Consider the following 22316-nt stretch of genomic DNA (forward strand, 5'->3'; position numbering starts at 1 on the left):
CATGAAAACTGAGGTGAGGCGCATCCGATCCGGCCGGCTCGTTATGGCGCTGCAAACACAGCGGACCACGGCTGCAATGCTACCATGCGCCTCTGCCGCCAAATCATCACAAGTCGGTGGTTTAACGGGCGGACATGCCCCCCTATCTGTGATAGACGGCTTGATGACCATTTAAGGCTGCCTCATCAGGGGCAAGGCGGAGAGTCTAGACGTGCTGAACAAGTTCGGTCCCTCGGGCCATGGCGAAGCGCAGGTGCAATATCTCGACGGCGATTTCCGCGTGATCTCGCCCGGCACTTTCGTGCGTTGTGCCGTCACCGACGTCCGGATCCCGCTCGACGAGCTGAAGTACTGGAGCGTTGACCTGCAGGAGGCCTATGCCACCCCGACCGCCGTGCTGCAGCGCCACCATCCGGACATGGTCAAGGCGTAGGCGCAAGGCCGGGTTCATTTGCGCAACCTCCTGTCCCTTGCCCTGAACAGCTGATCCGACACCCAGCGCCGCAGTGCGGCCGCATCCTCGAATTGCAGCGTCACCGCGAACGGCACGATCGCCTGCGCCCAGGCCGGCGTCCCGTCCGGACCACGCAAGCGCGCCAGATCCTTTTCCGTCGTCACCAGCGTCAAGGCGTCACGCTTCGCATCCGCAGCGAGCTGCTCGATTTCCGCCTTGCTGAAGGCGTGGTGATCGGGGAAAGCCCTGCTTTGCACCACGTCGACGCCGCTCGAGCGCAGCGTGTTGAAGAAGCGCGCGGGATCGCCGATGCCGGCAAAGGCGAGTGCACGCATCCCGTTTAGCGCCGCCAGCGAAGCCTGGTCCGGCTTCAGGCGTGCGGACAACACCGGCTTGCCGCGGGACGCAAGATCGGCCGCAATGTGCTGCGCCGCGCTCCCCTCGCCCACCACGATCAGCGCGTCGGTGCGCTCCAGCTGCGGCGACAGCGGCGCGCGCAACGGGCCGGCCGGAATCACGCGGCCGTTGCCGACGCCGCGCGTGGCATCGATCACGATCAGGCAGCAATCCTTCATGACGGACGGATTCTGGAAGCCGTCATCCATCAGGATCACGCTGGCGTCCTGCGCCCGCGCCAGCGCCAGGCCCGCGGCGCGGTCGCGCGACACCACGACAGGTAGATTCGCCGACATCATCAGCGGCTCGTCGCCGACATCGGCCGCCGTGTGGCGGTGACGATCGACCTTGACCGGGCCGGCGAGCCTGCCGCCATAGCCGCGGCTGAGCACCACCGGCCGCTCGTCGAGCTCGCGCAGCAGATGTGCCAGCGCCAGCACCGTCGGCGTCTTGCCGGCGCCGCCGACATGGTAGTTGCCGACGCAGATCACGGGAATGCCGGCATCGCTGCCGGAGCGCTGCATCCGCCGCGCGGCGACCGCGCCGTACAGCGCGGCAAGAGGGCTCAACAGAAACGCGATCCAGGACGGCGGCCGGTGCCAGAAGCCCGGCTCACGCATTGGCGGCTCCCATCTCGAGCCGCAACTGCAACAGATAGGGCTCGAGAGCGGTCACCGTGCGCTGCAGCGCGCCACCGAGCTGCTCGACCACGCGCTCGGAGGCCGCCAACGACGTATCGCGTGCCGCGGGATCGGCGAGGAACTGGCCGAGCTGCTTGACCAGCGCGTCGCGATCGTCGGCGCGCCGCGCGCCGCCGCCGTCATCGAGTGCCGCATAGACGTCGGTGAAGTTGAACACGTGCGGACCGTGCACGATGACAGCGCCGAGCTTGATCGCCTCGATCGGGTTCTGGCCGCCATGCGCGACCAGCGAGCCGCCCATGAACACGATCGGTGCCAGGCGATAGAACAGGCCGAGCTCGCCCATCGTATCGGCGACGTAGATATCCGTGGTCGCGACCGGCAGATCCTCATGCGAGCGCAGGCCGGGACGCAGGCCGGCATCGGTCACGAGTTGTGCGACCGCCTCACCGCGATGGGCGTGCCGCGGCACGATCACCGTGAGCAGCCCGGGGAAGAACTTGGCGAGCGACGTGTGCGCCTCGATCAGGATCTCTTCCTCGCCGGGATGGGTCGATGCGGCGACCACGATCGCGCGGCCGCGCGTCACCGACATCAGCCGCTCCAGCTTGGCCGGATCGGCCGGCGGCGCCGCGACGTCGAGCTTGAGATTGCCGGTGACGACGACATTGGGGCTGCCGAGCGCCGCGAAGCGTTCGGCATCGGTGTTCGATTGCGCGAGGCAGATGTCGAACCGCCCGAGCAGCGCTCCGATGGTGTTGGAGAGGCGGCGCCAGCGCGGGAACGAGCGCTGCGACATCCGCCCGTTGATCAGGACCATCGGCAGCCGCCGCGCCGCGCTCGACAGGATCAGGTTCGGCCACAAATCGGACTCGATGAACAGCGCCAGCGACGGATGCCAGTGATCGAGGAAGCGCGCGACATAGCGCGGCGAGTCGTACGGCACATATTGATGGATCACGTCGGGCGGAAAGCGCTTGGCCACGATCGCGGCCGAGGTCACCGTCCCCGAGGTGAGCAGGATGCGCAGATTGAGCGCGCGCAGCCGCTCGATCAGCCCGGCCGCCGCCAGCACCTCGCCGACGCTGGCACCGTGGATCCACACCAGCGGGCCCTGCGGCCTGGTATCGGCGCTCATGCCGCGTCGCTCGCCGACCCGTTCGGGATCTTCCTTGCCGAGTTTGAGCCGCCGCTTGATCAGGGCAGGCACGACCGGCACCATCGCGGACGACAGTTTGCGGTAGACACGCAACGTCATCGGGAGCGAGTTAGCCAAGCGTTGCCTCCGGCCGCCCGACGGCGGCATAGGCGCGCCGGGTCGCTTCGTTGAGCAAATCCTCCACGTGCTGCCGAAGCTTTTCCATCGTCGCGGCGTCGGCATCGGGCGGCACATAGACCGGCTCAATACCTACCACTGCGCCGCGCCCGAATGGCAAATTGATGGTGGACGAATCCCAGTTTTTCAACCGGATGAATCGGCTGGTGACCATCGCAAACGGGACGATCGGCCGGCCGCTCTCCCGCGCCAGCATGATGGCCCCGAGTCCCGCCACCCGCGCCCGCTTCGGGACGTCGGCGGTGGTTGCGATGTTGCAGCCGTCCTCCAGCGCCCGGACCATCTCCAGGAAGGCGCCGACGCCGCCCTTGCGATGGAACGCGCCGGAATGGTCGCCGGAACCCCTGATGGTCCCGATGCCGAGCCGTTCCACCGCCAGCGCGTTGAACTCGCCGTCGCGGTGGCGGGAGATCAGGACCTTGGCGCGATAGCTCTCCTTGGTCTTGATGAACGGCGTCATGAAATGCTGGCCGTGCCAGAACACGAAGATCGCCGGCATCAATGGCTCGACGATCCCGTACACGTCATGCGGCTGGTAGCTGAAGCGGTTGGTGTACCACACCAGCCGCAGGTACTCGGCCGCAAGCACCCCCAGCGCGCGCTGCACGAAGCCGCTGCGCAGCAGATCGCGAAAAAGTCGTTTCAATGGGAATGCTTTGTGTCCTGCTCAGGATCGAGCAACCGGTGGAGGTGAACGACGAAATAGCGCATCTGGGCGTTGTCCACGGTCGCCTGCGCCTTCGCCTTCCAGGCCGCGTAGGCGGTCGCGTAGTTCGGATACACGCCGACGATCTCGACCTCGTCCAGGTTCTTGAAGGTGTTGTGCTCGAGATCGGTCAACTCGCCGCCGATGACGAGGTGAAGCAGCTGCGGCTGGGCATTGTCTGACATGATGGTGGTTATCCTAACGAGATGCCCGGCAAAGAAGTGAAGTCTTGGTCGTCACAGGTCTTGGTCGTCACAAAGTCTGATCGTCTGATCGTCGAAAGTCTGGTCGTCACGGCTCTGTCGCAACAAGTCTGATTGTCACAATTGGCAATGCAGTAGAGCCTCACGGCAATGGGCGGCTGCGAAAATGCTCGACAATGCGTGCATGACGTTCGCGTCCCGCTGCCACCAGCACCCCATGCGTTACCTCCCGGCGATTGTACTCAATCGTGTCCCCCGAGAGCTCCGTCATCTTACCACCCGCTTCCTGCACGATCAAATTCGCAGCGGCAAGATCCCAGTCGCGGCTTTGCCCGCCCGCAAAGCCGGCGTCAAGTCGACCTTGTGCTACACGGCAAAGCCTAAGCGCCAGCGATCCGATCCGCGGAAACAGCGTGATCTCGTCCGAGGTCGGGCTGAGCCGCTGCACCAGCGGCTTCGGTCCGGCCATGCGGGGAAAATTGAACTCGGTGCCTGCGGTTGCGTGCACGGCGCTATCGTTCAGGGTGGCGCCCTGCCCACGGGCGGCGAAGAAGAACTCCTCGCTCACCGGCGCATACACCGCCGCGAGCACCGGAGATGCGTTCTCAACCAGCGCCACACTGACGCACCAATCCTCGCGGCCTGCGAGATAGGCGCGGGTGCCGTCGATCGGATCGACGATCCAGGTGAAGCGCTTGCCGAGCCTCGTCTCGTTATCGGCGCTCTCCTCCGACAGCCAGCCATAGCTGGGCGTTGCCGAACGCAGCTGTTGCTCCAGCAGGTCGTTGACCGCGATGTCGGCCTCGGAGACCGGCGACGACGCGCCCTTGGTCCAGTTCTTCAACTCGGTGCGGAACAGCGACAGCGCGAGCCGCCCCGCCTCCTGCACCGATCGCGTCAGCAAGGCGGCGTCGCGCGCCTTGGTCCAGTCGTCCGTATCAGCGTCCGCCAAGCGTCAGGCCCTCGATGCGCAGCGTCGGCGAATTGACGCCGTAGCGGAACTCCAGATCGTTGGCGGCGACCAGCGACTTGAACATCGGCAGCAGATGGCCGGCGATGGTTACCTCGCTGACCGGATAAGTGATCTCGCCATTCTCGATCCAGAAGCCGGACGCGCCGCGGCTGTAATCTCCGGTCACGCCGTTGACGCCGGACCCGATCAGGTCGGTCACATAGAAGCCCTGCTTGATGTCGGAGATCAGCTCCTTCGGCGTCACCGCACCCGGTTCGAGATGCAGATTGTAGGTTCCGGGCGACGGCGACGACGACACGCCGCGATGCGCATGCCCTGTCGTGACCAGGCCGAGCTCGCGCGCGGTCGCGGAGTCCAGCACCCAGGTCGTCAGCACGCCTTCGTCGATCAGCGCGATCCTCTTCACTTTGACGCCCTCGGCGTCGAAAGTCTGCGAGCGCAGGCCGCGCACGCGCAGGGGATCGTCGATAATGCGGATATCCTTGGAGAACAGCTGCTCGCCAAGCTTGTCCTTCAGGAAGCTGGTCTTGCGCGCGATCGAAGCGCCGTTGATCGAGCCGACCAGATGGCCGACGATCGAGCCGGCAACCCGCGGATCGAACACCACCGGCACCTTGCAGGTCTCGACCTTGCGCGGATTGGACCGCGCCACCGCGCGCTCGCCGGCCTTGCGGCCGACGGTCGTGGGTGAATCGAGATCGGAGGCATGCGGCGCGCTGGTGAAATCATAATCGCGCTCCATGCCGGTACCCTCGCCGGAAATCGCCGTCGTCGAGATGCCGTGGCTGGAACGCAGATAGGAACCGTGGAAGCCGGTCGAGGTCACCAGGACCATGCCGCCGATCCCGGTGGAAGCCGACGCACCGCCGGACTTGGTGACGCCCTTGACCGCGAGCGCGGCAGCCTCCGCTTCGATGGCGCGCTGCTCGAGCTCGGCGGTGGTCGGGACCTTGCGGTCGAGCAGATCGAGATCAGGGAAATCATGCGCGAGGAGCGCGGGATCGGCGAGGCCGACATATTTGTCGTCGGGCGCGACGCGCGCCATCGCCACCGCACGCTCGGCGAGTTTTGCGATCCCCTCGCCGGAGACCTCATTGGTCGACACCACCGCCTGGCGCTGACCGACGAAGACCCGCAGGCCGACGTCGTCGCCCTCGGAGCGCTCGGTCTCCTCGACACGGCCGTCGCGCACCTCGACGCCTTGCGAGACGCCGCGCACCGCGAGGGCATCGGCGGCATCGGCGCCCGCGCGCTTGGCGGCATCGACCAGGCGCTGCGCGAGGTCGCTGAGCGCGGATTGATCGAACAAATCGGAGGTATCACCGTGTCGCGATTCAGATGGTGAAGAGTTCACGAACGAATTCCTGCGGATTGAGGGGAGCCCGGAACGAAGTAACAGACCACACCAGATGTGCCGGATTCACAGGGATTTCAAGCACTTTGCACCCGCGGGCAACAAAGATTTGAGTGATCGGGGCAAGGCTTCGTCAATCATGCGGGCCAACCTCTTGTCAATCATGGCACGAGGTGAGGAGAGATTAACCAGGCTTTTTAAGCTGGAACGGCGATCGTTCGGCTAGGCTCTCACCCATCGACCGGGAACATAATCCCGGCGGGGAGACAGAGCTTTGAGGCGTCAAACACCAACAAGCGGAATCAATTCCGCCGGGTCGAGCTGCGCAATGCGGCTCGACCCTCTTTCCCTTCCGCTCTCCTTCCACGCGCAGGATTCGCGCGCGGATGGCGGCACGCGGCAGGTCGAGCTTCACCGCGAACATGTCGTGCTGCGCCGTGCCGTTCGCGGCATGCGGATGGCAATCAATGTTCGGGTCAGCGATTTCCTCGGCGTCGCAATCCGCGGCATCGACGATGCGCAGATGCTGGTGCTGGTCCACCGCGATCCCGCCCTCACCATTCCGCTCGGCACGAGCTCGGATGCCGAGGAGATCACGTCCGCCTGGCAGACCTGGAGCGACATCTTCCGCCTGCCGCAACTGACCGAGCCGGCACCGCGAACGCCTTCCCCGCGCCGCCGTCGCCGCAACGCAATCCGCGCCCGCCGCCCGAAATTCCTGGTCCGCCGCCGCGCCGGCGTCCAGCACAACGAAGCCAGCGTGCATCGCGACGAGCGCGAGATCATCGCGCGGGATTGAGTTCGTTTCGCGCTTCAAGCTTCACGACGGTGAGGTGGTTCGCCACTCAAGACATCACTCCGTCATTCCGGGGCGCGCCACTTGGCGCGAGCCCGGAATCCATTTCACCACGAGTATTGCGGCCCGATGGATTCCGGGCTCGCGCTTCGCGCGCCCCGGAATGACGACGGATTGAGAGCTACCCCGCGCGCAGCACGGCGTCGACGACCAGGCTCGCGAACAGGATGAAGCCGGCGTCGCGGTTGGACTTGAAGATGCGCAGGCAGAGCGCGCCATCGCTGGTGTCGAGCCGGCGGACCTGCCAGACAAGATGCAGCGCAAACGCCGCAAGGCCGATCCAGGCCGGCCAGCGCGCGCCGGCCAGCGCGAATGCCGTGCCGATCAGCAGCACGGCGAGACCGTAGAACATCATCAGCGCGCGATGAGTGCGGGCACCGAACAGCCGCGCGGTGGACTTGACGCCGATCAGCGCGTCGTCCTCGGCATCCTGGTGGGCATAGATGGTGTCGTAGGCGATCACCCAGGCGATCGATCCGGCGTAGAGCGCGATCGCCGCAGTGTCGATGCGTTGGAGCGTCACCGCAAATCCCATCAGGGCGCCGTAGGAAAAGGCGAGGCCGAGCACGACCTGCGGCCACCAGGTGATCCGCTTCATGAACGGGTAGATCGCGACGATCACGAGCGAGGCGATGCCGGTCAGCACCGCGAAGCGATTGAACTGCAGCAGCACGACAAGCCCGATCAGCGCCTGCAGCACCATGAACATCACCGCCTGCGCCACGGTGACCTGCCCGGCCGGGATCGGCCGCGACCGGGTGCGCTCGACCCTGGCGTCGAGATCGCGATCGGTGATGTCGTTCCAGGTGCAGCCGGCGCCGCGCATCACGAAGGCGCCGATGAAGAACAGCAGCACGACCAGCGGCAGCGAGCGGACGTCGTGTGCGACGCCGGCGGCGAGCGCCGCCGACCACCAGCATGGCATCAACAGCAGCCAGGAGCCGATCGGCCGGTCGTAGCGTGCCAGCCGCAGATAGGGCCGCGACCAGACCGGTGCATGGGTATCCACCCAGTTGCCCGTGGAGTCGGCAACGCGGGCGGATACGTCGCTCATGGGTGATCCATCAACGGGTGAGAACGTTGCCGTTCAGCGTGTCGAAGGTGCTGCCGCCCTTCTTGGTCGGGGTCGCTTCCGGCAGCGAGGCGGACGAACCGAGCACGTCGCTCAGCGACGGCCCCGCAGGCCCGCGCGGCTGCGCCGCCGCCTGCTCGGCGACGTTGCAGACTTTCTTCAGCAGCGCTTCGGTATTCTTGTGACCGTTCTTGAGTTGGTCGGCGATCTGCGGCGGAATTCCGCACTTGGCCGCGTTAACGTCGACATATTTGATCATCTTGATCTCGGCCTGGCTGTAATTGCCGATCAGCTTGCAGGCCTCCTGCGGGCTGGCGTGGCGATCGCTTGCGGCCTTGATCGCCTTGCCGCGCTTTTCCGCATCCTCGCGCAGCGGAACGAAATTCTTCATGCAGGCGTCAGCCTCGCCACCCGCACCGGCGCCCGGCGGGGGCGGCGGAGACGACAGACCGCCGCCGGCGATCGGAGCCGCGCCACCGCTCGGAAATGGCGACGGCGCCGCGCCGACCCTGGCCGCCGGCGCGCCGTTGACCGGCGGGAATGCAGGATCCGAGGCGGTGCCGGCCCGGCTGGCGGGACGTGCACCGTTGACCGGCGGGAACGCGGGATCCGAGGCCGTGCCGGCCTGCCCCTGCTGGTTGGGCAGCGGAGCCGGAAAAGCGCTCTGGGCAGCGGCGTGCCCCACCGACAGGGCGGTCGCAGCAACGGTCAGCACGATCAGGCGGCGGATCATCGAGGGTGTTTCTCCGGCAAAAGGTCCAGGCAACCCCAGCGCAACAAAAACGAAGCAACGAATTTTGGGGGCGTTTTACGATTCCTGTGACGCCTTAACAACCCGTGGATTTGGGCGACAGCGCGGCGTAGGGCCACACCGCCCACATTAAATTGTTCCCGGATTTGAAGCCTTTAGGCGGCGACCGGCGGTAAAACCGGACCATCAAAGATGCCTGAACAGGATTTTTGATGACACCCGCGGCCGTGCATGCGTGCCCAAAAGCAAAAGGGGTCGCGTGCAAGCGACCCCTTGGACTTCCAATAATGTACTGGTGACAGAAGCAATAATATCGACAGCCCCTTACTAGTCGGCCGCCGGGTTCCTGACGAGTCCGAGGGACTACGGTGTCACCCGGTTTGGTTAACCTGCCGCGCCGGGCTAGAACGCCGCAGGAAACCCAGAACATGCCCGAACACGATTTTCGCAGCCCCCGCCTGTTTGTCGACGCCCCGCTCGGCACTGGTACAACGGTCACGCTCGAGCGCGACCAGAGCAATTATCTCGGTAACGTGCTGCGGCTTGGCGCCGGCGACAGCGTGCTGGTGTTCAACGGCCGCGACGGCGAATGGCGCGCGGAGATTGGTGGCCGCAAGCGGCCCGACACGCTGGCGATATCGGCACTGACCCGCGTACAGGACCGCCTGCCCGACGTCACTTGCGTGTTCGCGCCGCTGAAGCATGCCCGGCTCGACTACATGGTGCAGAAGGCGGTCGAGATGGGCGCCGCGCGGCTGGTGCCGGTGCTGACGCGCTTCACGCAGGTGTCGCGGGTCAATGGCGAGCGGATGCGCGCCAATGTAGTCGAGGCCGCCGAGCAATGCGGCATCATCTCGCTTGCCGAGGTGGCCGATCCGCTGCCGCTCGAGCGTTTCCTGGCGGGGCGCACCCCGGCGCGGCTGCTGGTGTTCTGCGACGAGGCGGCCGAGGTCGCGAACCCGATCCGGGCGCTGCAAGCGGCAAGGGCGGTGAATACTGGGATCGATGTCCTGATCGGTCCCGAAGGCGGCTTCGCCGAGGAGGAGCGCGCGCTGCTGCTGCGCCAGCCCAGCATCCTCCGCCTTGCGCTGGGCCCGCGCATCCTGCGCGCCGACACCGCCGCCGTCGCCGCGCTGGCGCTGGTGCAGGCGGCGCTGGGCGATTGGCGGGGAAATGGACCAAACACCACCTCCCCGTCATCCTGAGGTGCGAGCCTCTTCGGCGAGCCTCGAAGGATGCACGGCCCGGCCAGTGGCCGATTCATCCTTCGAGGCTCGCTGCGCTCGCACCTCTCAGGATGACGGGCCTTCAGGCGCGCTATGCGATGGAAGGTGACGGCAGACATCTGCCCCTAGCCAAGCCGTCGCAAAATCGTTAACGAACCCAATCATTAAGCCACTTGGCTGATCCCTGTCGAAACCACGGATCGGGCATGCTAATGGCTCCGCCAACACCATCCATGGAACCGGCCTCGAAACGCGATTGCGAGGCCATTGGACGTCGAGATGACCGAAGCTGCCGCACCACGATCCGCCGCCGGATCCGCCTCTTGGGCGGATGCGCTGCTGGCCTCGTTCGCGCAGGCCGGTTACCTCAGGTCCGAACCCGCGATCCTGCAGCCGGCCGAGCCGTTCCTCGACCTCTCCGGCGAGGACATCCGCAAGAGCCTATATCTGACGACCGACTCTAGCGGCGAGGAGCTCTGCCTGCGCCCGGACCTCACGATCCCGGTGGCGCGCGACTACCTCGCCTCCACGCGCGCCGGCCAGCCGGCCGGCTTCAGCTATCTCGGGCCGGTGTTCCGTTATCGCGACGGCCAGCCCAGCCAGTTCATGCAGGCCGGTATCGAATCGTTCGGACGCCAGGACCGCGCCGCGGCCGACGCCGAGATGCTGGCGCTGGCGCTGGAGGCGACAACGGCGTTTGGCCTGACCGATGTCGATATCCGCACCGGCGACGTCGCGCTGTTCAACGCGCTGATCGACGCGCTCGAGCTCTACCCGGTGTGGCGCCGCCGGCTGATCAAGGATTTCAACCGCAAGGTTTCGCTGACCGACGACATCGAGCAGCTGACGCTGGCGACCGCGCCGGGCCGCAACGAATATGAGGGCGTGCTCGCCGCGCTCGCCGGCTCCGACCGCAAGGCGGCGCTGGCGCTGGTCACCGATCTGATGTCGATCGCCGGCACCACCAATGTCGGCGGCCGCTCGGTGGCCGAGATCGCCGACCGTTTTCTCGAGCAATCGACGCTGAAGGCCGGCGCGCTGCCGCGCGACGCGGTCGCCATCATCAAGCGCTTCCTCGCCATTTCCGGCGATCCCGACGATGCGGTGGCGCAGCTGCGCGCGCTCGCTGCCGAGGCCAAGCTCGATCTTGCCGCCGCGATCGACCAGCTCGAGAGCCGGGTCGGCTTCATGGCCGCGCGCGGCATCGACACACAGAAGACGCGGTTCTCGACCGCGTTCGGCCGCGGTCTCGACTATTACACCGGCTTCGAATTCGAGCTGCACGCCAGGGGCAATGGCAGCGAGCCGCTGGTCGCGGGCGGCCGCTATGATGGGCTGATGACGCAGCTCGGATCAGCGAGCCCGATCCCCGCGGTCGGCTTCTCGGTCTGGATCGAGGCGATGACCCGGCATGGCAAGGCCTTGCGCGGAGGCGCCCAATGAGCACGCCCTTCGTCGTCGCGGTTCCCTCCAAGGGACGCCTGCAGGAAAACGCCGAAAGCTTCTTTGCCCGCGCCGGGCTGACCTTGTCGAAGGCCGGCGGCGCGCGCGACTATCGCGGCATCATCCCGGGCGTCGACAATGTCGAGATCGCCTATCTGTCGGCGAGCGAGATCGCGGCCAATCTGGCCCGCGGCGCCGTGCACCTCGGCGTCACCGGCGAGGATCTGGTGCGCGAGAGCATTCCCGATCCCGACAGGCGCGTGCTGATGATCGAAGGCCTCGGCTTCGGCTATGCCAATGTCGTGGTCGCGGTGCCGCAGGCCTGGATCGACGTGCGCACGATGGCCGATCTCGACGATGTCGCCTCGGGCTTCCGCGAGCAGCACAATCACCGCATGCGGGTGGCGACCAAATACATCAACCTGACGCGCGGCTTCTTCGCCAAACATGGCGTCGGCGACTACCGCATCGTGGAGAGCGCCGGCGCCACCGAGGGCGCGCCCGCGGCCGGCACCGCCGAGCTGATCGTCGACATCACGACCACAGGGGCGACGCTCGCCGCCAACGGCCTCAAGGTGCTCGACGACGGCGTGATGCTGCGCAGCCAGGCCAATCTGGTGGCCTCAAAGGACGCCGACTGGTCGACCGGCGCCCGCGAGACCGCGCGCGTCATCCTCGACCACATCGCCGCGCGTGCCCGCGCCAGCAAGTATCGCGAGGTCCGCACCCGTTTCGCCGGCTGCAACGACGCGCTGCTGTCCGAGGCCCACAACCGGTTCGGCGTGGTCGCCCCGTTCGGCGGCCCGACCTCGTCCGGCATGCTTACGCTGCACTGCCCACCGGGCAAGCTCTACGCGCTCGGCAGCTTCCTGCGCGAGCACGGCGCCGAGACCGTCTCGGTGGTGTCGCTGGACTACGTGTTCGACCGCGAGAATCCGCTGTTCGCCAAGCTTGAGATGTTCCTGCGACAATGAGTCGACAGGGCTGTTCATGTTGGCGACAGCCGGCGGTCGGTACCATATTGTGTTCATGAAATTTCGTTTTGACGCGTTTTCCTCATGCGAGCCGGACGTGCGCTTCGCTGGAAAACGCTCAAGTTCTGGAACCTGACCGATGATGCTGGGCTCTGACGTTTCCAGCCTGACCACAACCGCCAAGACCGCCGCCGCGCAGGGTCTGTCGATCGTCGTGCCCGTCTACAACGAGGCCGCCGGGCTCAGCGCGCTGCACCAACGGCTGGTCGACCTCGCCCGCTCGCTGCGCGCCCGCTACGGCCTCGGCTGCGAGGTGGTCTATGTCGACGACGGCAGCGCCGACGCTACGCTCGCGATCGCGCGCGGCCTGCCCGCCGATGGGCTCGACCTGCAGGTGGTGTCGCTGTCGCGCAATTTCGGCAAGGAGGCGGCGCTGATGGCCGGCCTCGATCACGCCCGCCGCGGCGCGGTGCTGTTCATGGACGGCGACGGCCAGCATCCGCCGACCCTGGTCGAGCAGCTGGTCGCGCACTGGATCGATGACGGCTACGACGTGGTCTACACGGCGAAGGCGCATCGCGACAATGAATCGGTGCTGCGGCGGCTGTCGGTGCGCGGCTTCTACGCGCTGATCAATTGGGGCGCGCGGCAGCAGATCCCCGAGGATGCCGGCGACTTCCGCCTGCTGTCGCCGCGCGCGGCCGCCGCCTTGCGGCAATTGCCGGAGCGCAACCGCTTCTTCAAGGGCCTCGCCAGCTGGATCGGCTTCAAGCAGATCCGCGTCGACTACGAACCGGCGCCGCGTGCGCATGGCGTCACCACCTTCAATGCCGGCCGGCTGATCGGCCTGTCGATCGAGGGCCTGACCTCGTTCTCAGTGGCGCCGCTGCGCTTTGCCAGCCTGCTCGGTGCGCTGCTCGCGGGCGTCGCCTTCCTGTTCGGTCTGTCGATCCTGTGGGAGGTGCTGACCACCGGCAAGCAGGTCCCCGGTTATCCGTCGCTGATGATCGGCATGATGACGATCGGCGGCGTGCAGCTGATCATGATCGGGATCGTCGGCGAATATATCGGCAAGATCCTCTCCGAATTGAAGGCGCGGCCGATCTACTTCGTCGCCGAGCATACCGAGAAGCACGCCGACGGCAGCACGGCGCAAGCTGCCTCCGAGCGGACCGCTGCCGAATGAGCGAACCTGCGCCGCGCCGGATCTGGCTGTGTGCTGACGATTATGGCTTGAGTGACGGCGTCAACCGCGCGATCCGCGACCTGATCGAGCGCGGCCGGCTCAACGCGGCCTCGGTGATGATGGTGACGCCGGCGATCGGCCGGGAAGCCGCAGCTGCGCTCAGGGCGTCGGTCGCGAAAAGTCCGCGCTGCGCGATCGGGCTGCACGTGACGCTGACCGCGCCGTTCCGGCCGCTGACGATGCATTTCCGCCCGCTCGACGGCGACATGTTCCTGCCCTTTCCGCGGCTGTTGCGCGCCGGGCTGATGCATCGGCTCGACGCCGAGCTGGTTCATGCCGAGGTGCTGGCGCAGCTCGACGCGTTCCACGATTGGTTCGGCCGCGCGCCCGATTTTGTCGACGGCCATCAGCACGCGCAGCTGTTCCCGCAGGTGCGCGACGGCTTCCTGCGCGCCGTAAAGGAGCGCGCGCCCGACGCCTGGGTGCGGCAATGCGGCCGCGAAGGTCCGCTGGCGCGGCAGCTCGCGGCGCCGAAGGCGCTGGTGCTGAACGTGCTCAGCACGCAATTCCGCATCAAGGCGCAGCGCTCCGGCCTGCGCTTCAACCCGGCCTTCGCCGGCGCCTATGACTTTACACGCGAGACCGATTTCGCAGGCTTGATGCGCGGCTTCCTCGAGGGCCTGCCCGAGGACGGGCTCGTGATGTGCCATCCCGGTTTCGTCGATGACACGCTGAAAAGCCTCGATCCGCTGACGACGCAGCGCGAGGCCGAGCATGCCTATCTGGCAAGCGACGATTTCGCCGCCTTGCTCACCCTGAATAAAGTTACACTGGCCTGACCCTTGTTTTGACGCGTTTTCTACCGCAGATAAGTCTACGCAATCTGCGTAAACTTGATTGCTGTGCGAACCGGGTATCCACTTCGCTCGAAAACGCTTTGGGTTCACAAAAATCCGCCGGTCGTATTGTCGCATACATAAATTTAATTCTGGCCCCCACTCCTTGCGCCACAAACCTCGTCCTACATCAGCCGCGCGCCGATTCGATCGACGCGATGGAGAACGCCATGACACCGCAAGAACGCCAATTGATCGACGATCTCTTCGACCGGCTCGCCAAGCTGGAGAATGCCCCGCGCGACAGCGAGGCCATGTCCGCGATCATGCAGGGCCTGCGCAATGCGCCGAATGCGGTCTACGCGCTGGTGCAGACCGCCCTGGTGCAGGACGAGGCGCTGAAGCGCGCCCATGACCGGATCCAGGAACTGGAGGCCGCGGTCGGCCAGCAGCAACCGGCGCAACAGCAAGGCGGCTTCCTCGATTCGATGCGCGATGCGATCTTCGGCCAGGGACAGGGCCAGTCGCATGGTTCGGTGCCGCCGGTGCGCGCGCCTGATATCGGCGGCAGCCGCCCGGTCTGGAACTCGGGCCAGGCGATGCAGCAGGCCGGCGGCGGCTATGGCCAGAACTATGGCCAGCCGCCCCAGCAATACGGCCAGCCTTACGGCGGCCCGCAGCCCCCGGCTTTCGGCGGCGGCGCGCCCGGCAGCGGTGGCGGCTCGTTCCTCGGCACGGCGGCTGCGGCCGCGGCCGGCGTGGTCGGCGGCGGGCTGTTGCTCTCCAGCATCCGCGGCATGATGGGTGGCGGCGGTCACCAATCGCTGGCGGACGCCGGCACCTTCGGCGGCGGCTCGCGCCCTTGGGGCGGCGACCAGTCGGCGAGCGACCTCGCCCGCGACGCCGGGGTCAACGACATCGGCTCCAGCCGCGACGGCGGCTCGCGCTCCGGCCTGTTCGATCAGGCCTCGAACAACAACGACGACAATTACAACAGCAACGACCACGATTCCGACGACTTCGACAATGACGACGGCGGCGGAGACGACGACAGCAACTACGCGTAAGCGTATGCGTGGCGCCTGAACACCAACGGCCGCTCTGATCGAGCGGCCGTTTTTATTTGATTGCTCGTAGCCCGGATGGAGCGAAGCGTAATCCGGGGCAGGTCTAGCTAGCCGCGGCGCCGTCCCGGATTTCGCTGCGCTTCATCCGGGCTACGTAGACGACACACTCACATCACGACAACCTTGGCGCCGACATTGACGCGGCCATAGAGGTCGATGACGTCCTCGTTGCGCATCCGGATGCAGCCGGACGAGACGTTGGTGCCGATGGTCCAGGGCTCGTTGGAGCCGTGGATGCGATAGAGCGAGGAGCCGAGATACATCGCGCGCGCCCCGAGTGGATTCTCCGGGCCGCCTTCCATGTGCCGCGGCAAATCGGGACGGCGCGCCAGCATTTCCGGCGGCGGCGTCCAGGCCGGCCATTCCTTCTTCGCCGAGATCGTCTTGGTGCCGGCCCAGGTGAAGCCGGGACGGCCGACGCCGATGCCGTAGCGCAGCGCGCGGCCGTCGCCCTGGACCAGATAGAGGAATTTGTTCGGCGTATCGACGACGATGGTGCCGGCGCTTTCCTTGCCGCTGTAGTCGACCAGCTGCTTTTCATAACGCGGATCGAACGGACGCTGGGTCGGATCGCCCGCGGCCTCCTCCTGCTGACGGATCATCTGCTGCTGCGGATCCATCGGCGGCAGCTGGCGGTTGCCGTAATAGCCGGGCTGCTGCTGATACTGCGGCGAATAACCCTGCGACGACGGCGCATCGCCGAACAGGAATTCGATGAAGCCGCCGCCCATGTTGGAGAGCTGCGGCTGCACATAGGCGGTGCGCATCGGCGGCTGCGCTGCACCCTGGTTGGCGTAGATCACGGTGGGCTCGGGCTGAGCCGCCGCGTCGATCGCTATGGCATATTGGGGAATTGCAACAAGCGAAGAAGCGCCGGCGAGCAGCGCAAGCGTGGTTTTCCTGAACATCGACGTACTCTGTACTGGTTTCGTCGTGACTGACTGCGCGAGGCGCGCGCTGCGCCGTTGCACGTGGTCAATAAGCAATGAAAACCGCATCGGTTTGGTAAACGTAACGGCCGTTTCGATTCACCATCCCGACAAGGACGCGCGGTTTTGCCGGACAGCGTTTATTTTGCGTGAACGCCGCGGCGGCATGGTTAATCGCTGGTATCGCGGCCGCCGCGCGCCGCGTGGTCAATCTGTTCCGGCGTGAACCTGACGTTAAATCGGCCCTGTCTAGAACGGACTTCAGTGAAGGGGCGGGAATGAAAATCATGTCAGTGAAGCGTAAGCGTTTTCGTGTCGAACAGGCGATGGGCGAAGTCGTGATGCCGGAGCCGGAAGTTGCCGGCGGCGCCGATCTCGGTCCGATGCATCGCGAGATCATGGCCGAGCTTCGCTCGATCCGCGCCCAGATGGCCGCAGCACCGGCGCAGCGCACCGGGGACAGCGTCGACGCCGCCGTCGCCCGCGAAGTCGCCGAGACCCACGCGCTGCTCGAGACCTACCGCGCGCAGGTCGAGCAGTGCGAGAAGCTCAAGGTCGAGCTCGACCTGATCCATGACGCGATCAGCCGCACCAAGCGCGAAATCGCCGTGCTGCATGGCAAGAGCTTCAACGGCGAGGAGATGGCCAAGGTCAATGGCGAGCTCGGCGCCGTGGTCGGCGGCACCGAACAGGCGACCCAGCAGATCCTCGAGGCGGTCGAGGCGATCGACCAGGCCGCGACCGCGCTGTCGAAGAACGTCACCCCCGACCAGCAGAAATTGCTCAGCGAAGATATCCAGGAGCGCGTGGTCTCGATCTTCGAGGCCTGCAACTTCCAGGACCTCACCGGCCAGCGCATCAACAAGGTGATGCAGACGATGAAGTTCATCGAGCAGCACATCAACGAGATGATGAACATCTGGGGCGGCGTCGACGCCATCAAGAGCCATGTCCCTGCGATCGTCGACACCCGCGAGGGCGATGCCCGCCTGCTCAACGGCCCGAAGCTCGACGGCGACGCCGGCCACGCCTCGCAGGACGACATCGACGCGATGTTCAACTGAGTGATCACATCTGAAGAATACAAAGCGCCGGCCCCAAGGCCGGCGTTTTTGTTTGATTTGGTCCGTCATTCCGGGGCGGTCCGCAGGACCGAACCCGGAATCTCGAAGTTGGGTTACATCGAGACCTTATTACATCGAGATTCCGGGTTCGATGCTTCGCATCGCCCCGGAATGACAGCGATCGTTACGCCCGCGGCGCGCAGCGGACATAGACCATGTTGCCGTAGCGGGTGGCGGCGTCCTTGTCGACGAAGCGGGTGATCATGACCCGGCCGTCGAACGAGAGGATCTCGCGGTCCTGCTCGCCGGGCACGGGTCCGGGCGGGCCGATATAGTTCTTGCCGCTCGGGGAACCCTTCAGCCGCAGTTCCTGCGGGGTGGCCTGGTCGGCCAGATGCATGATGACGCCGCCGTTCTGGCCGGCACCGATCACGTAGGGCTGCTTGCACTGGCCGCGGGCGGCGGCCTCGGTGCGGGCGCGGTCGGCGGGATTCTGGAATGAGGCGAGGCCCCAGCGGCCGACGATCTCGTCGGCGCGGATCGAGGCTGGCATCTCCGGGGCCACGCCCGGTTCGACGGGTGCCGGCTCGGGGTTCGACGACAGCGACGGCAGGCTCATGCTGCCGCACGCCCCCAAAAGTGTCGTCAGCGCCGAAACAGCCGCGAACCGTGCGACCAATCGCGCGTTGAGTGACCTGATCATGTGTATCCCCCGACTATGTCCCGGCCGCACCCGTCATGCAGCCAAGCGTAAAACTTAAGACGGAGCAATGACGTCTGACAAAATTACGTCATCGCTACGATTTGGTTTCTGGTCCACCATCCTATATTGGCCTCACCAAGGCCTTAACCCGTTTGCTTGACAGAAACTGCGCCAAGCCATATTCCCCGGCCCACAATTAGCACTCTTGCACCACGATTGCTAAATGCGTTGGGCGTCCTGCCCAGCGCCGACCGGGCCGGCATTCAACGCCGGTCTCGATGAACCGGACCTGAAACCGAGCCTCCAAGAGGACCTTCAAGAGGGAACGTCATGGCTAAATCCAATTTCCGCCCCCTGCACGACCGCGTCGTGGTCAAGCGTATCGATGCCGAGGAGAAGTCCAAGGGCGGCATCATCATTCCGGACTCGGCCAAGGAGAAGCCGTCGCAGGGCGAGATCGTCGCCGTCGGCCCGGGTGGCCGCGACGAGGCCGGCAAGCTGATCCCGATCGACCTCAAGGTCGGCGACCGCGTGCTGTTCGGCAAGTGGTCGGGCACCGAGGTCAAGCTCGACAACGAGGAGCTCCTGATCATGAAGGAGTCCGACATCATGGGCGTGCTGGCCTGATCGCGCCTCTCTCCGCCCCCCTGAGAAGGCAGCGAAGCTGCCGTCTCGAAGGGTGAGCATCCACAATTCATTCTTCGAGACGCGGGCCAAGGGCCCGCTCCTCGAGCAATAACGGCAAAGCCGTTATGCAAGCGATGACGCTTTTCCCAGGAGTTCAAAACAATGGCTGCCAAGGACGTAAAATTCGCCGGAGACGCCCGCGACCGCATGCTGCGCGGCGTCGACGTGCTCGCCAATGCCGTCAAGGTGACGCTCGGCCCGAAGGGCCGCAACGTCGTCATCGAGAAGTCGTTCGGCGCGCCCCGCATCACCAAGGACGGCGTCACCGTCGCCAAGGAGATCGAGCTCGACGACAAGTTCGAGAACATGGGGCGCGCAGATGCTGCGCGAGGTCGCTTCCAAGACCAACGACACCGCCGGTGACGGCACCACCACCGCGACCGTGCTGGCGCAGGCGATCGTGCGCGAGGGCGCCAAGTCGGTCGCCGCCGGCATGAACCCGATGGACCTCAAGCGCGGCATCGACATCGCCGTCGCCGCCGTGATCAAGGACATCGAGAAGCGCGCCAAGCCGGTCGCCGCCTCCTCCGAGGTCGCCCAGGTCGGCACCATCTCGGCCAACGGCGACACCGCGATCGGCAAGATGATCGCGCAGGCGATGCAGAAGGTCGGCAACGAGGGCGTCATCACCGTCGAGGAGAACAAGTCGCTCGAGACCGAGGTCGACATCGTCGAGGGCATGAAGTTCGACCGCGGCTATCTCAGCCCCTACTTCATCACCAACGCCGAGAAGATGACCGCCGAGCTCGAGGATGCCTACATCCTGCTGCACGAGAAGAAGCTGTCCGGCCTGCAGGCGATGCTGCCGGTGCTGGAAGCCGTGGTGCAGTCGGGCCGTCCGCTCCTGATCCTCGCCGAGGACGTCGAGGGTGAGGCGCTGGCAACCCTGGTGGTCAACCGCCTGCGCGGCGGCCTCAAGGTCGCCGCCGTCAAGGCGCCGGGCTTCGGCGATCGCCGCAAGGCGATGCTGGAAGACATCGCGATCCTGACCGGCGGTCAGCTGATCTCCGACGACCTCGGCATGAAGCTCGAGAACGTCACGGTCAACATGCTTGGCCGCGCCGGCAAGATCGTGATCGACAAGGAGAACACCACGATCGTCAAGGGCGCCGGCAAGAAGAAGGACATCGACGCCCGCGTCGGCCAGATCAAGGCGCAGATCGAGGAGACCACCTCGGACTACGACCGTGAGAAGCTGCAGGAGCGCCTCGCCAAGCTCGCCGGCGGCGTTGCCGTCATCAAGGTCGGCGGCGCGACCGAGGTCGAGGTCAAGGAGAAGAAGGACCGTGTCGAGGACGCGCTGAACGCGACCCCGCGCCGCGGTGCAGGAAGGCATCGTGCCGGGCGGCGGCGTCGCCCTGCTGCGCGCCAAGAAGGCGGTCGGCCGCCTCTCCAACGACAATGCCGACGTCCAGGCCGGCATCAACATCGTGCTCAAGGCGCTGGAAGCTCCGATCCGCCAGATCTCGGAGAACGCCGGTGTCGAGGGCTCGATCGTGGTCGGCAAGATCCTCGAGAACAAGTCGGAGACCTTCGGCTTCGACGCCCAGACCGAGGACTATGTCGACATGGTCGACAAGGGCATCATCGACCCCGCCAAGGTGGTGCGCACCGCCTTGCAGGACGCTTCTTCCGTCGCCGGCCTGCTGGTGACCACCGAGGCCATGGTCGCCGAGGTGCCGAAGGACGCGGCGCCGGCGATGCCGGGCGGCGGCGGCATGGGTGGAATGGGCGGTATGGGCGGCTTCTGAGCCGATCGCGCTCAATGTCGAGATCGAAGGCCGCCTCCGGGCGGCCTTCTTTTTTGCAGTCTGGTGACGAGCGAGCTGTAAGGATCATCGGATGTCCCGCGACGCCAAATCACTGACATCAACGCTGGCACTGTTCTACGCGATCGGCGCAACGCTCGCGCTCGGCGCCTATGCCCAGAACAGAATCGATGATCTTGCGGTCGTCCTGACGTTCTGGATCCGGCAGACATTGACGTTTGCCGTTGTCGCCGCGGCCTACGGCCTCTACTACGTCATGTCCGGTTCTGCCGGTCGCCGTCCAAAAGCGCCGCTGCGCTTCCTGGACATCACCTTCCTGGCTGCCGCCGCCACGCTTGGTGTCGGCATGCTGGTGCATAGTTGAGCGGTCTTTGACTCGATCGCGGGGTGGATTATCTGCAGCTCCGTCATTGCGAGGAGCGGTAGCGACGAAGCAACCACGCTTCCGCATATGCGGCACGATGGATTGCTTCGCTTCGCTCGCAATGACGGGGATGACCGAGGTCGGCCACGGATACATGTCTAAGCCCCGCAGATGTCAGCCACCGCGACCTTCTGGAACAGATGCGGCGACGCCACCGCCGAGGCGGGATAGGCCGACAGCTTGGCCCTGAACTCGGGGTTCATGAACGCGGCGCGGAAGGCGGCGGTGGATTCCCAGACCGCGTAGTTCAGATAGGCCGGGCTGTCGCCGAGCGCGCGGTGCAGCTGGGTCGAGATGAAGCCGGGCTGCCGCTTCATGATCGCGGCATCGTCCTGCCAGGCTTTCAGGAAGGTGTCCTCGTCGGCCGCATCGAGGGTGAACAGGTTGACCAGCACGATGTTGCCGGCATCGACCGCGAGCTGGCGATCGATCGGGAAAGCGGGGTCGAGGGGGCGCATCTGCGGCATGGGTGGCTCCGTTGATATGGTGTTATGATGTCATTTCGCTGTGATGGGTGCATAATATAATTGACACTATGATGTCAATACGTATATATGGTGACAAATGCCTCATGCAAAACGAACGCCGGCGGGCGAAGCCCTGAGCAGCTTGATTCTCGACCTGTTCCGGCTGAACAGCCTGCTGTTCACATCGGGCGACCGGCTGGTGGCCGGGCTCGGGCTGACCAGCGCGCGCTGGCAGATCCTCGGCGCCATCGTTGCCACCGAGCGCCCGCAACCGGTGGCGTGGCTGGCGCGCGACCTCGGCGCGGCCAGACAGAACGTGCAGCGGATCGTCAACGACCTCGAACGGGACGGGCTCGTCACATTCGAGACCAACCCGCATCATCGCCGTGCCCAGCTCGTCGTGCTGACCGACAAGGGGCAGCAGGCCTTCGATGCGGCGATGCGCCTGCAACTGCCCTGGGTGAACGGCCTCGCCGACGGACTATCGATGAAGGACATCGAAGCCATGAGGCGCGTCGTCAGCACGCTGCGCGGCAGGCTGGAAAACGGCGAGGAACTTAATGATCGTGCGTGACGCGGAGCCCCGTCTCCGTTCGTCATGCCCGCACATCGGCGACGCCGTTCTGCGGGCGGGTATGCCAGTGCCAAAGGTCAGATCGTTCGAAATTGATAGCCGCCGTCAGGCGGCCTTCTTTTTTGGCCAATGACATGGAGGTTTGCTAGTTACGACGGAACCGAT

At 65.6% G+C, this 22316-nt stretch carries 24 protein-coding genes and 1 pseudogene; 14 read left to right on the forward strand and 11 right to left on the reverse strand.

The genetic code is table 11. The annotated features are described in order from the left end of the window. Positions 1-211 precede the first annotated feature (211 nt). The gene (locus ACVINW_RS04370; RefSeq protein WP_456750167.1) at positions 212-433 is read left to right on the forward strand and encodes a DUF2093 domain-containing protein; all 222 of its coding nucleotides are present in this window, start codon (positions 212-214) and stop codon (positions 431-433) included. Between the two features lie 14 nt (positions 434-447). Here the strand turns inward: ACVINW_RS04370 and lpxK are convergent, their stop codons facing one another. The 6 genes from lpxK to ACVINW_RS04400 form a co-directional block, all read right to left on the reverse strand. After that, complete coding sequence (gene lpxK / locus ACVINW_RS04375) at positions 448-1470, reverse strand: tetraacyldisaccharide 4'-kinase (RefSeq protein ID WP_456750168.1); 1023 nt, start codon at positions 1468-1470, stop codon at positions 448-450. Beyond that, entirely contained in the window at positions 1463-2797 is a 1335-nt protein-coding gene (locus ACVINW_RS04380) for a 3-deoxy-D-manno-octulosonic acid transferase (protein ID WP_456750169.1), read from the reverse strand. The genes lpxK and ACVINW_RS04380 overlap by 8 nt, the downstream gene beginning before the upstream one ends. Continuing rightward, positions 2760-3473 (reverse strand): lysophospholipid acyltransferase family protein, encoded by a 714-nt coding sequence (locus ACVINW_RS04385; protein ID WP_456750170.1) that lies wholly within the window; start codon positions 3471-3473, stop codon positions 2760-2762. Before ACVINW_RS04385 ends, ACVINW_RS04380 begins: the two co-directional genes overlap by 38 nt. Then, positions 3470-3718 carry a DUF4170 domain-containing protein gene (locus ACVINW_RS04390; protein WP_050628541.1) on the reverse strand — a complete coding sequence of 83 codons (249 nt, stop codon included), beginning with the start codon at positions 3716-3718 and terminating at the stop codon, positions 3470-3472. The genes ACVINW_RS04385 and ACVINW_RS04390 overlap by 4 nt, the downstream gene beginning before the upstream one ends. A gap of 160 nt (positions 3719-3878) precedes the next feature. After that, positions 3879-4688 (reverse strand): inositol monophosphatase family protein, encoded by an 810-nt coding sequence (locus ACVINW_RS04395; RefSeq protein WP_456750171.1) that lies wholly within the window; start codon positions 4686-4688, stop codon positions 3879-3881. Beyond that, positions 4675-6063: a TldD/PmbA family protein gene (locus ACVINW_RS04400; protein WP_456750172.1), complete on the reverse strand. Its 1389-nt coding sequence runs from the start codon at positions 6061-6063 to the stop codon at positions 4675-4677. The genes ACVINW_RS04395 and ACVINW_RS04400 overlap by 14 nt, the downstream gene beginning before the upstream one ends. A gap of 274 nt (positions 6064-6337) precedes the next feature. Here ACVINW_RS04400 and ACVINW_RS04405 point away from each other — a divergent pair, with 274 nt between their 5' ends. Beyond that, the gene (locus ACVINW_RS04405) at positions 6338-6862 is read left to right on the forward strand and encodes a DUF6101 family protein (RefSeq protein WP_456750173.1); all 525 of its coding nucleotides are present in this window, start codon (positions 6338-6340) and stop codon (positions 6860-6862) included. A 178-nt stretch (positions 6863-7040) separates the two neighbouring features. Here ACVINW_RS04405 and ubiA read toward each other — a convergent pair whose 3' ends face one another. Both ubiA and ACVINW_RS04415 read right to left on the reverse strand, forming a co-directional pair. Next, positions 7041-7973: a 4-hydroxybenzoate octaprenyltransferase gene (ubiA, locus tag ACVINW_RS04410; protein WP_456750174.1), complete on the reverse strand. Its 933-nt coding sequence runs from the start codon at positions 7971-7973 to the stop codon at positions 7041-7043. Positions 7974-7983: 10 nt separating this feature from the next. Continuing rightward, entirely contained in the window at positions 7984-8724 is a 741-nt protein-coding gene (locus ACVINW_RS04415; protein WP_456750175.1) for a hypothetical protein, read from the reverse strand. Between the two features lie 446 nt (positions 8725-9170). On the opposite strand from ACVINW_RS04415, the gene ACVINW_RS04420 reads away from it, so the two are divergent. The 6 genes from ACVINW_RS04420 (at position 9171) to ACVINW_RS04445 (ending at position 15474) form a co-directional block, all read left to right on the forward strand. Further along, positions 9171-9947: a 16S rRNA (uracil(1498)-N(3))-methyltransferase gene (locus ACVINW_RS04420; protein ID WP_456750176.1), complete on the forward strand. Its 777-nt coding sequence runs from the start codon at positions 9171-9173 to the stop codon at positions 9945-9947. A gap of 300 nt (positions 9948-10247) precedes the next feature. After that, on the forward strand, positions 10248-11411 hold the full coding sequence (locus tag ACVINW_RS04425) for an ATP phosphoribosyltransferase regulatory subunit (protein WP_456750177.1): 1164 nt from the start codon (positions 10248-10250) through the stop codon (positions 11409-11411). Continuing rightward, complete coding sequence (gene hisG, locus ACVINW_RS04430) at positions 11408-12385, forward strand: ATP phosphoribosyltransferase (RefSeq protein WP_456750178.1); 978 nt, start codon at positions 11408-11410, stop codon at positions 12383-12385. The genes ACVINW_RS04425 and hisG overlap by 4 nt, the downstream gene beginning before the upstream one ends. Positions 12386-12524: 139 nt before the next feature. After that, positions 12525-13571, forward strand: a complete 1047-nt coding sequence (locus tag ACVINW_RS04435) for a glycosyltransferase family 2 protein (protein WP_456750179.1) — start codon at positions 12525-12527, stop codon at positions 13569-13571. Next, complete coding sequence (locus tag ACVINW_RS04440) at positions 13568-14410, forward strand: ChbG/HpnK family deacetylase (protein ID WP_456750180.1); 843 nt, start codon at positions 13568-13570, stop codon at positions 14408-14410. The genes ACVINW_RS04435 and ACVINW_RS04440 overlap by 4 nt, the downstream gene beginning before the upstream one ends. 227 nt (positions 14411-14637) lie before the next feature. Further along, entirely contained in the window at positions 14638-15474 is an 837-nt protein-coding gene (locus tag ACVINW_RS04445; protein WP_456750181.1) for a DUF2076 domain-containing protein, read from the forward strand. 167 nt (positions 15475-15641) lie between these two features. On the opposite strand, the gene ACVINW_RS04450 is transcribed toward ACVINW_RS04445, so the two are convergent. Further along, complete coding sequence (locus ACVINW_RS04450; RefSeq protein ID WP_456750182.1) at positions 15642-16442, reverse strand: L,D-transpeptidase; 801 nt, start codon at positions 16440-16442, stop codon at positions 15642-15644. Here ACVINW_RS04450 and ACVINW_RS04455 point away from each other — a divergent pair. Both ACVINW_RS04455 and ACVINW_RS04460 read left to right on the forward strand, forming a co-directional pair. After that, complete coding sequence (locus ACVINW_RS04455; RefSeq protein ID WP_456750183.1) at positions 16426-16689, forward strand: hypothetical protein; 264 nt, start codon at positions 16426-16428, stop codon at positions 16687-16689. The genes ACVINW_RS04450 and ACVINW_RS04455 overlap by 17 nt on opposite strands. A gap of 61 nt (positions 16690-16750) precedes the next feature. Continuing rightward, complete coding sequence (locus tag ACVINW_RS04460) at positions 16751-17527, forward strand: protein phosphatase CheZ (RefSeq protein ID WP_456750184.1); 777 nt, start codon at positions 16751-16753, stop codon at positions 17525-17527. 184 nt (positions 17528-17711) lie between these two features. Here the strand turns inward: ACVINW_RS04460 and ACVINW_RS04465 are convergent, their stop codons facing one another. Continuing rightward, entirely contained in the window at positions 17712-18230 is a 519-nt protein-coding gene (locus ACVINW_RS04465; protein ID WP_456750185.1) for a hypothetical protein, read from the reverse strand. 330 nt (positions 18231-18560) lie between these two features. Between ACVINW_RS04465 and ACVINW_RS04470 the strand changes: the two genes are divergently transcribed. From ACVINW_RS04470 to ACVINW_RS04480, 3 genes and pseudogenes are all read left to right on the forward strand, one after another. After that, positions 18561-18857, forward strand: coding sequence for a co-chaperone GroES (locus ACVINW_RS04470; protein ID WP_456750186.1), 297 nt, complete (start codon positions 18561-18563; stop codon positions 18855-18857). Between the two features lie 162 nt (positions 18858-19019). Beyond that, positions 19020-20668: pseudogene (groL, locus tag ACVINW_RS04475) on the forward strand (chaperonin GroEL). 91 nt (positions 20669-20759) lie between these two features. Continuing rightward, complete coding sequence (locus ACVINW_RS04480) at positions 20760-21050, forward strand: hypothetical protein (protein ID WP_456750187.1); 291 nt, start codon at positions 20760-20762, stop codon at positions 21048-21050. A 158-nt stretch (positions 21051-21208) separates the two neighbouring features. Here the strand turns inward: ACVINW_RS04480 and ACVINW_RS04485 are convergent, their stop codons facing one another. Continuing rightward, positions 21209-21577, reverse strand: coding sequence for an antibiotic biosynthesis monooxygenase family protein (locus ACVINW_RS04485; RefSeq protein WP_456750188.1), 369 nt, complete (start codon positions 21575-21577; stop codon positions 21209-21211). 97 nt (positions 21578-21674) lie between these two features. Here ACVINW_RS04485 and ACVINW_RS04490 point away from each other — a divergent pair, with 97 nt between their 5' ends. Further along, entirely contained in the window at positions 21675-22151 is a 477-nt protein-coding gene (locus tag ACVINW_RS04490; RefSeq protein ID WP_456750189.1) for a MarR family winged helix-turn-helix transcriptional regulator, read from the forward strand. Positions 22152-22316 lie beyond the last annotated feature (165 nt).

The sequence above is a fragment of the Bradyrhizobium sp. USDA 4461 genome, from assembly GCF_054055655.1.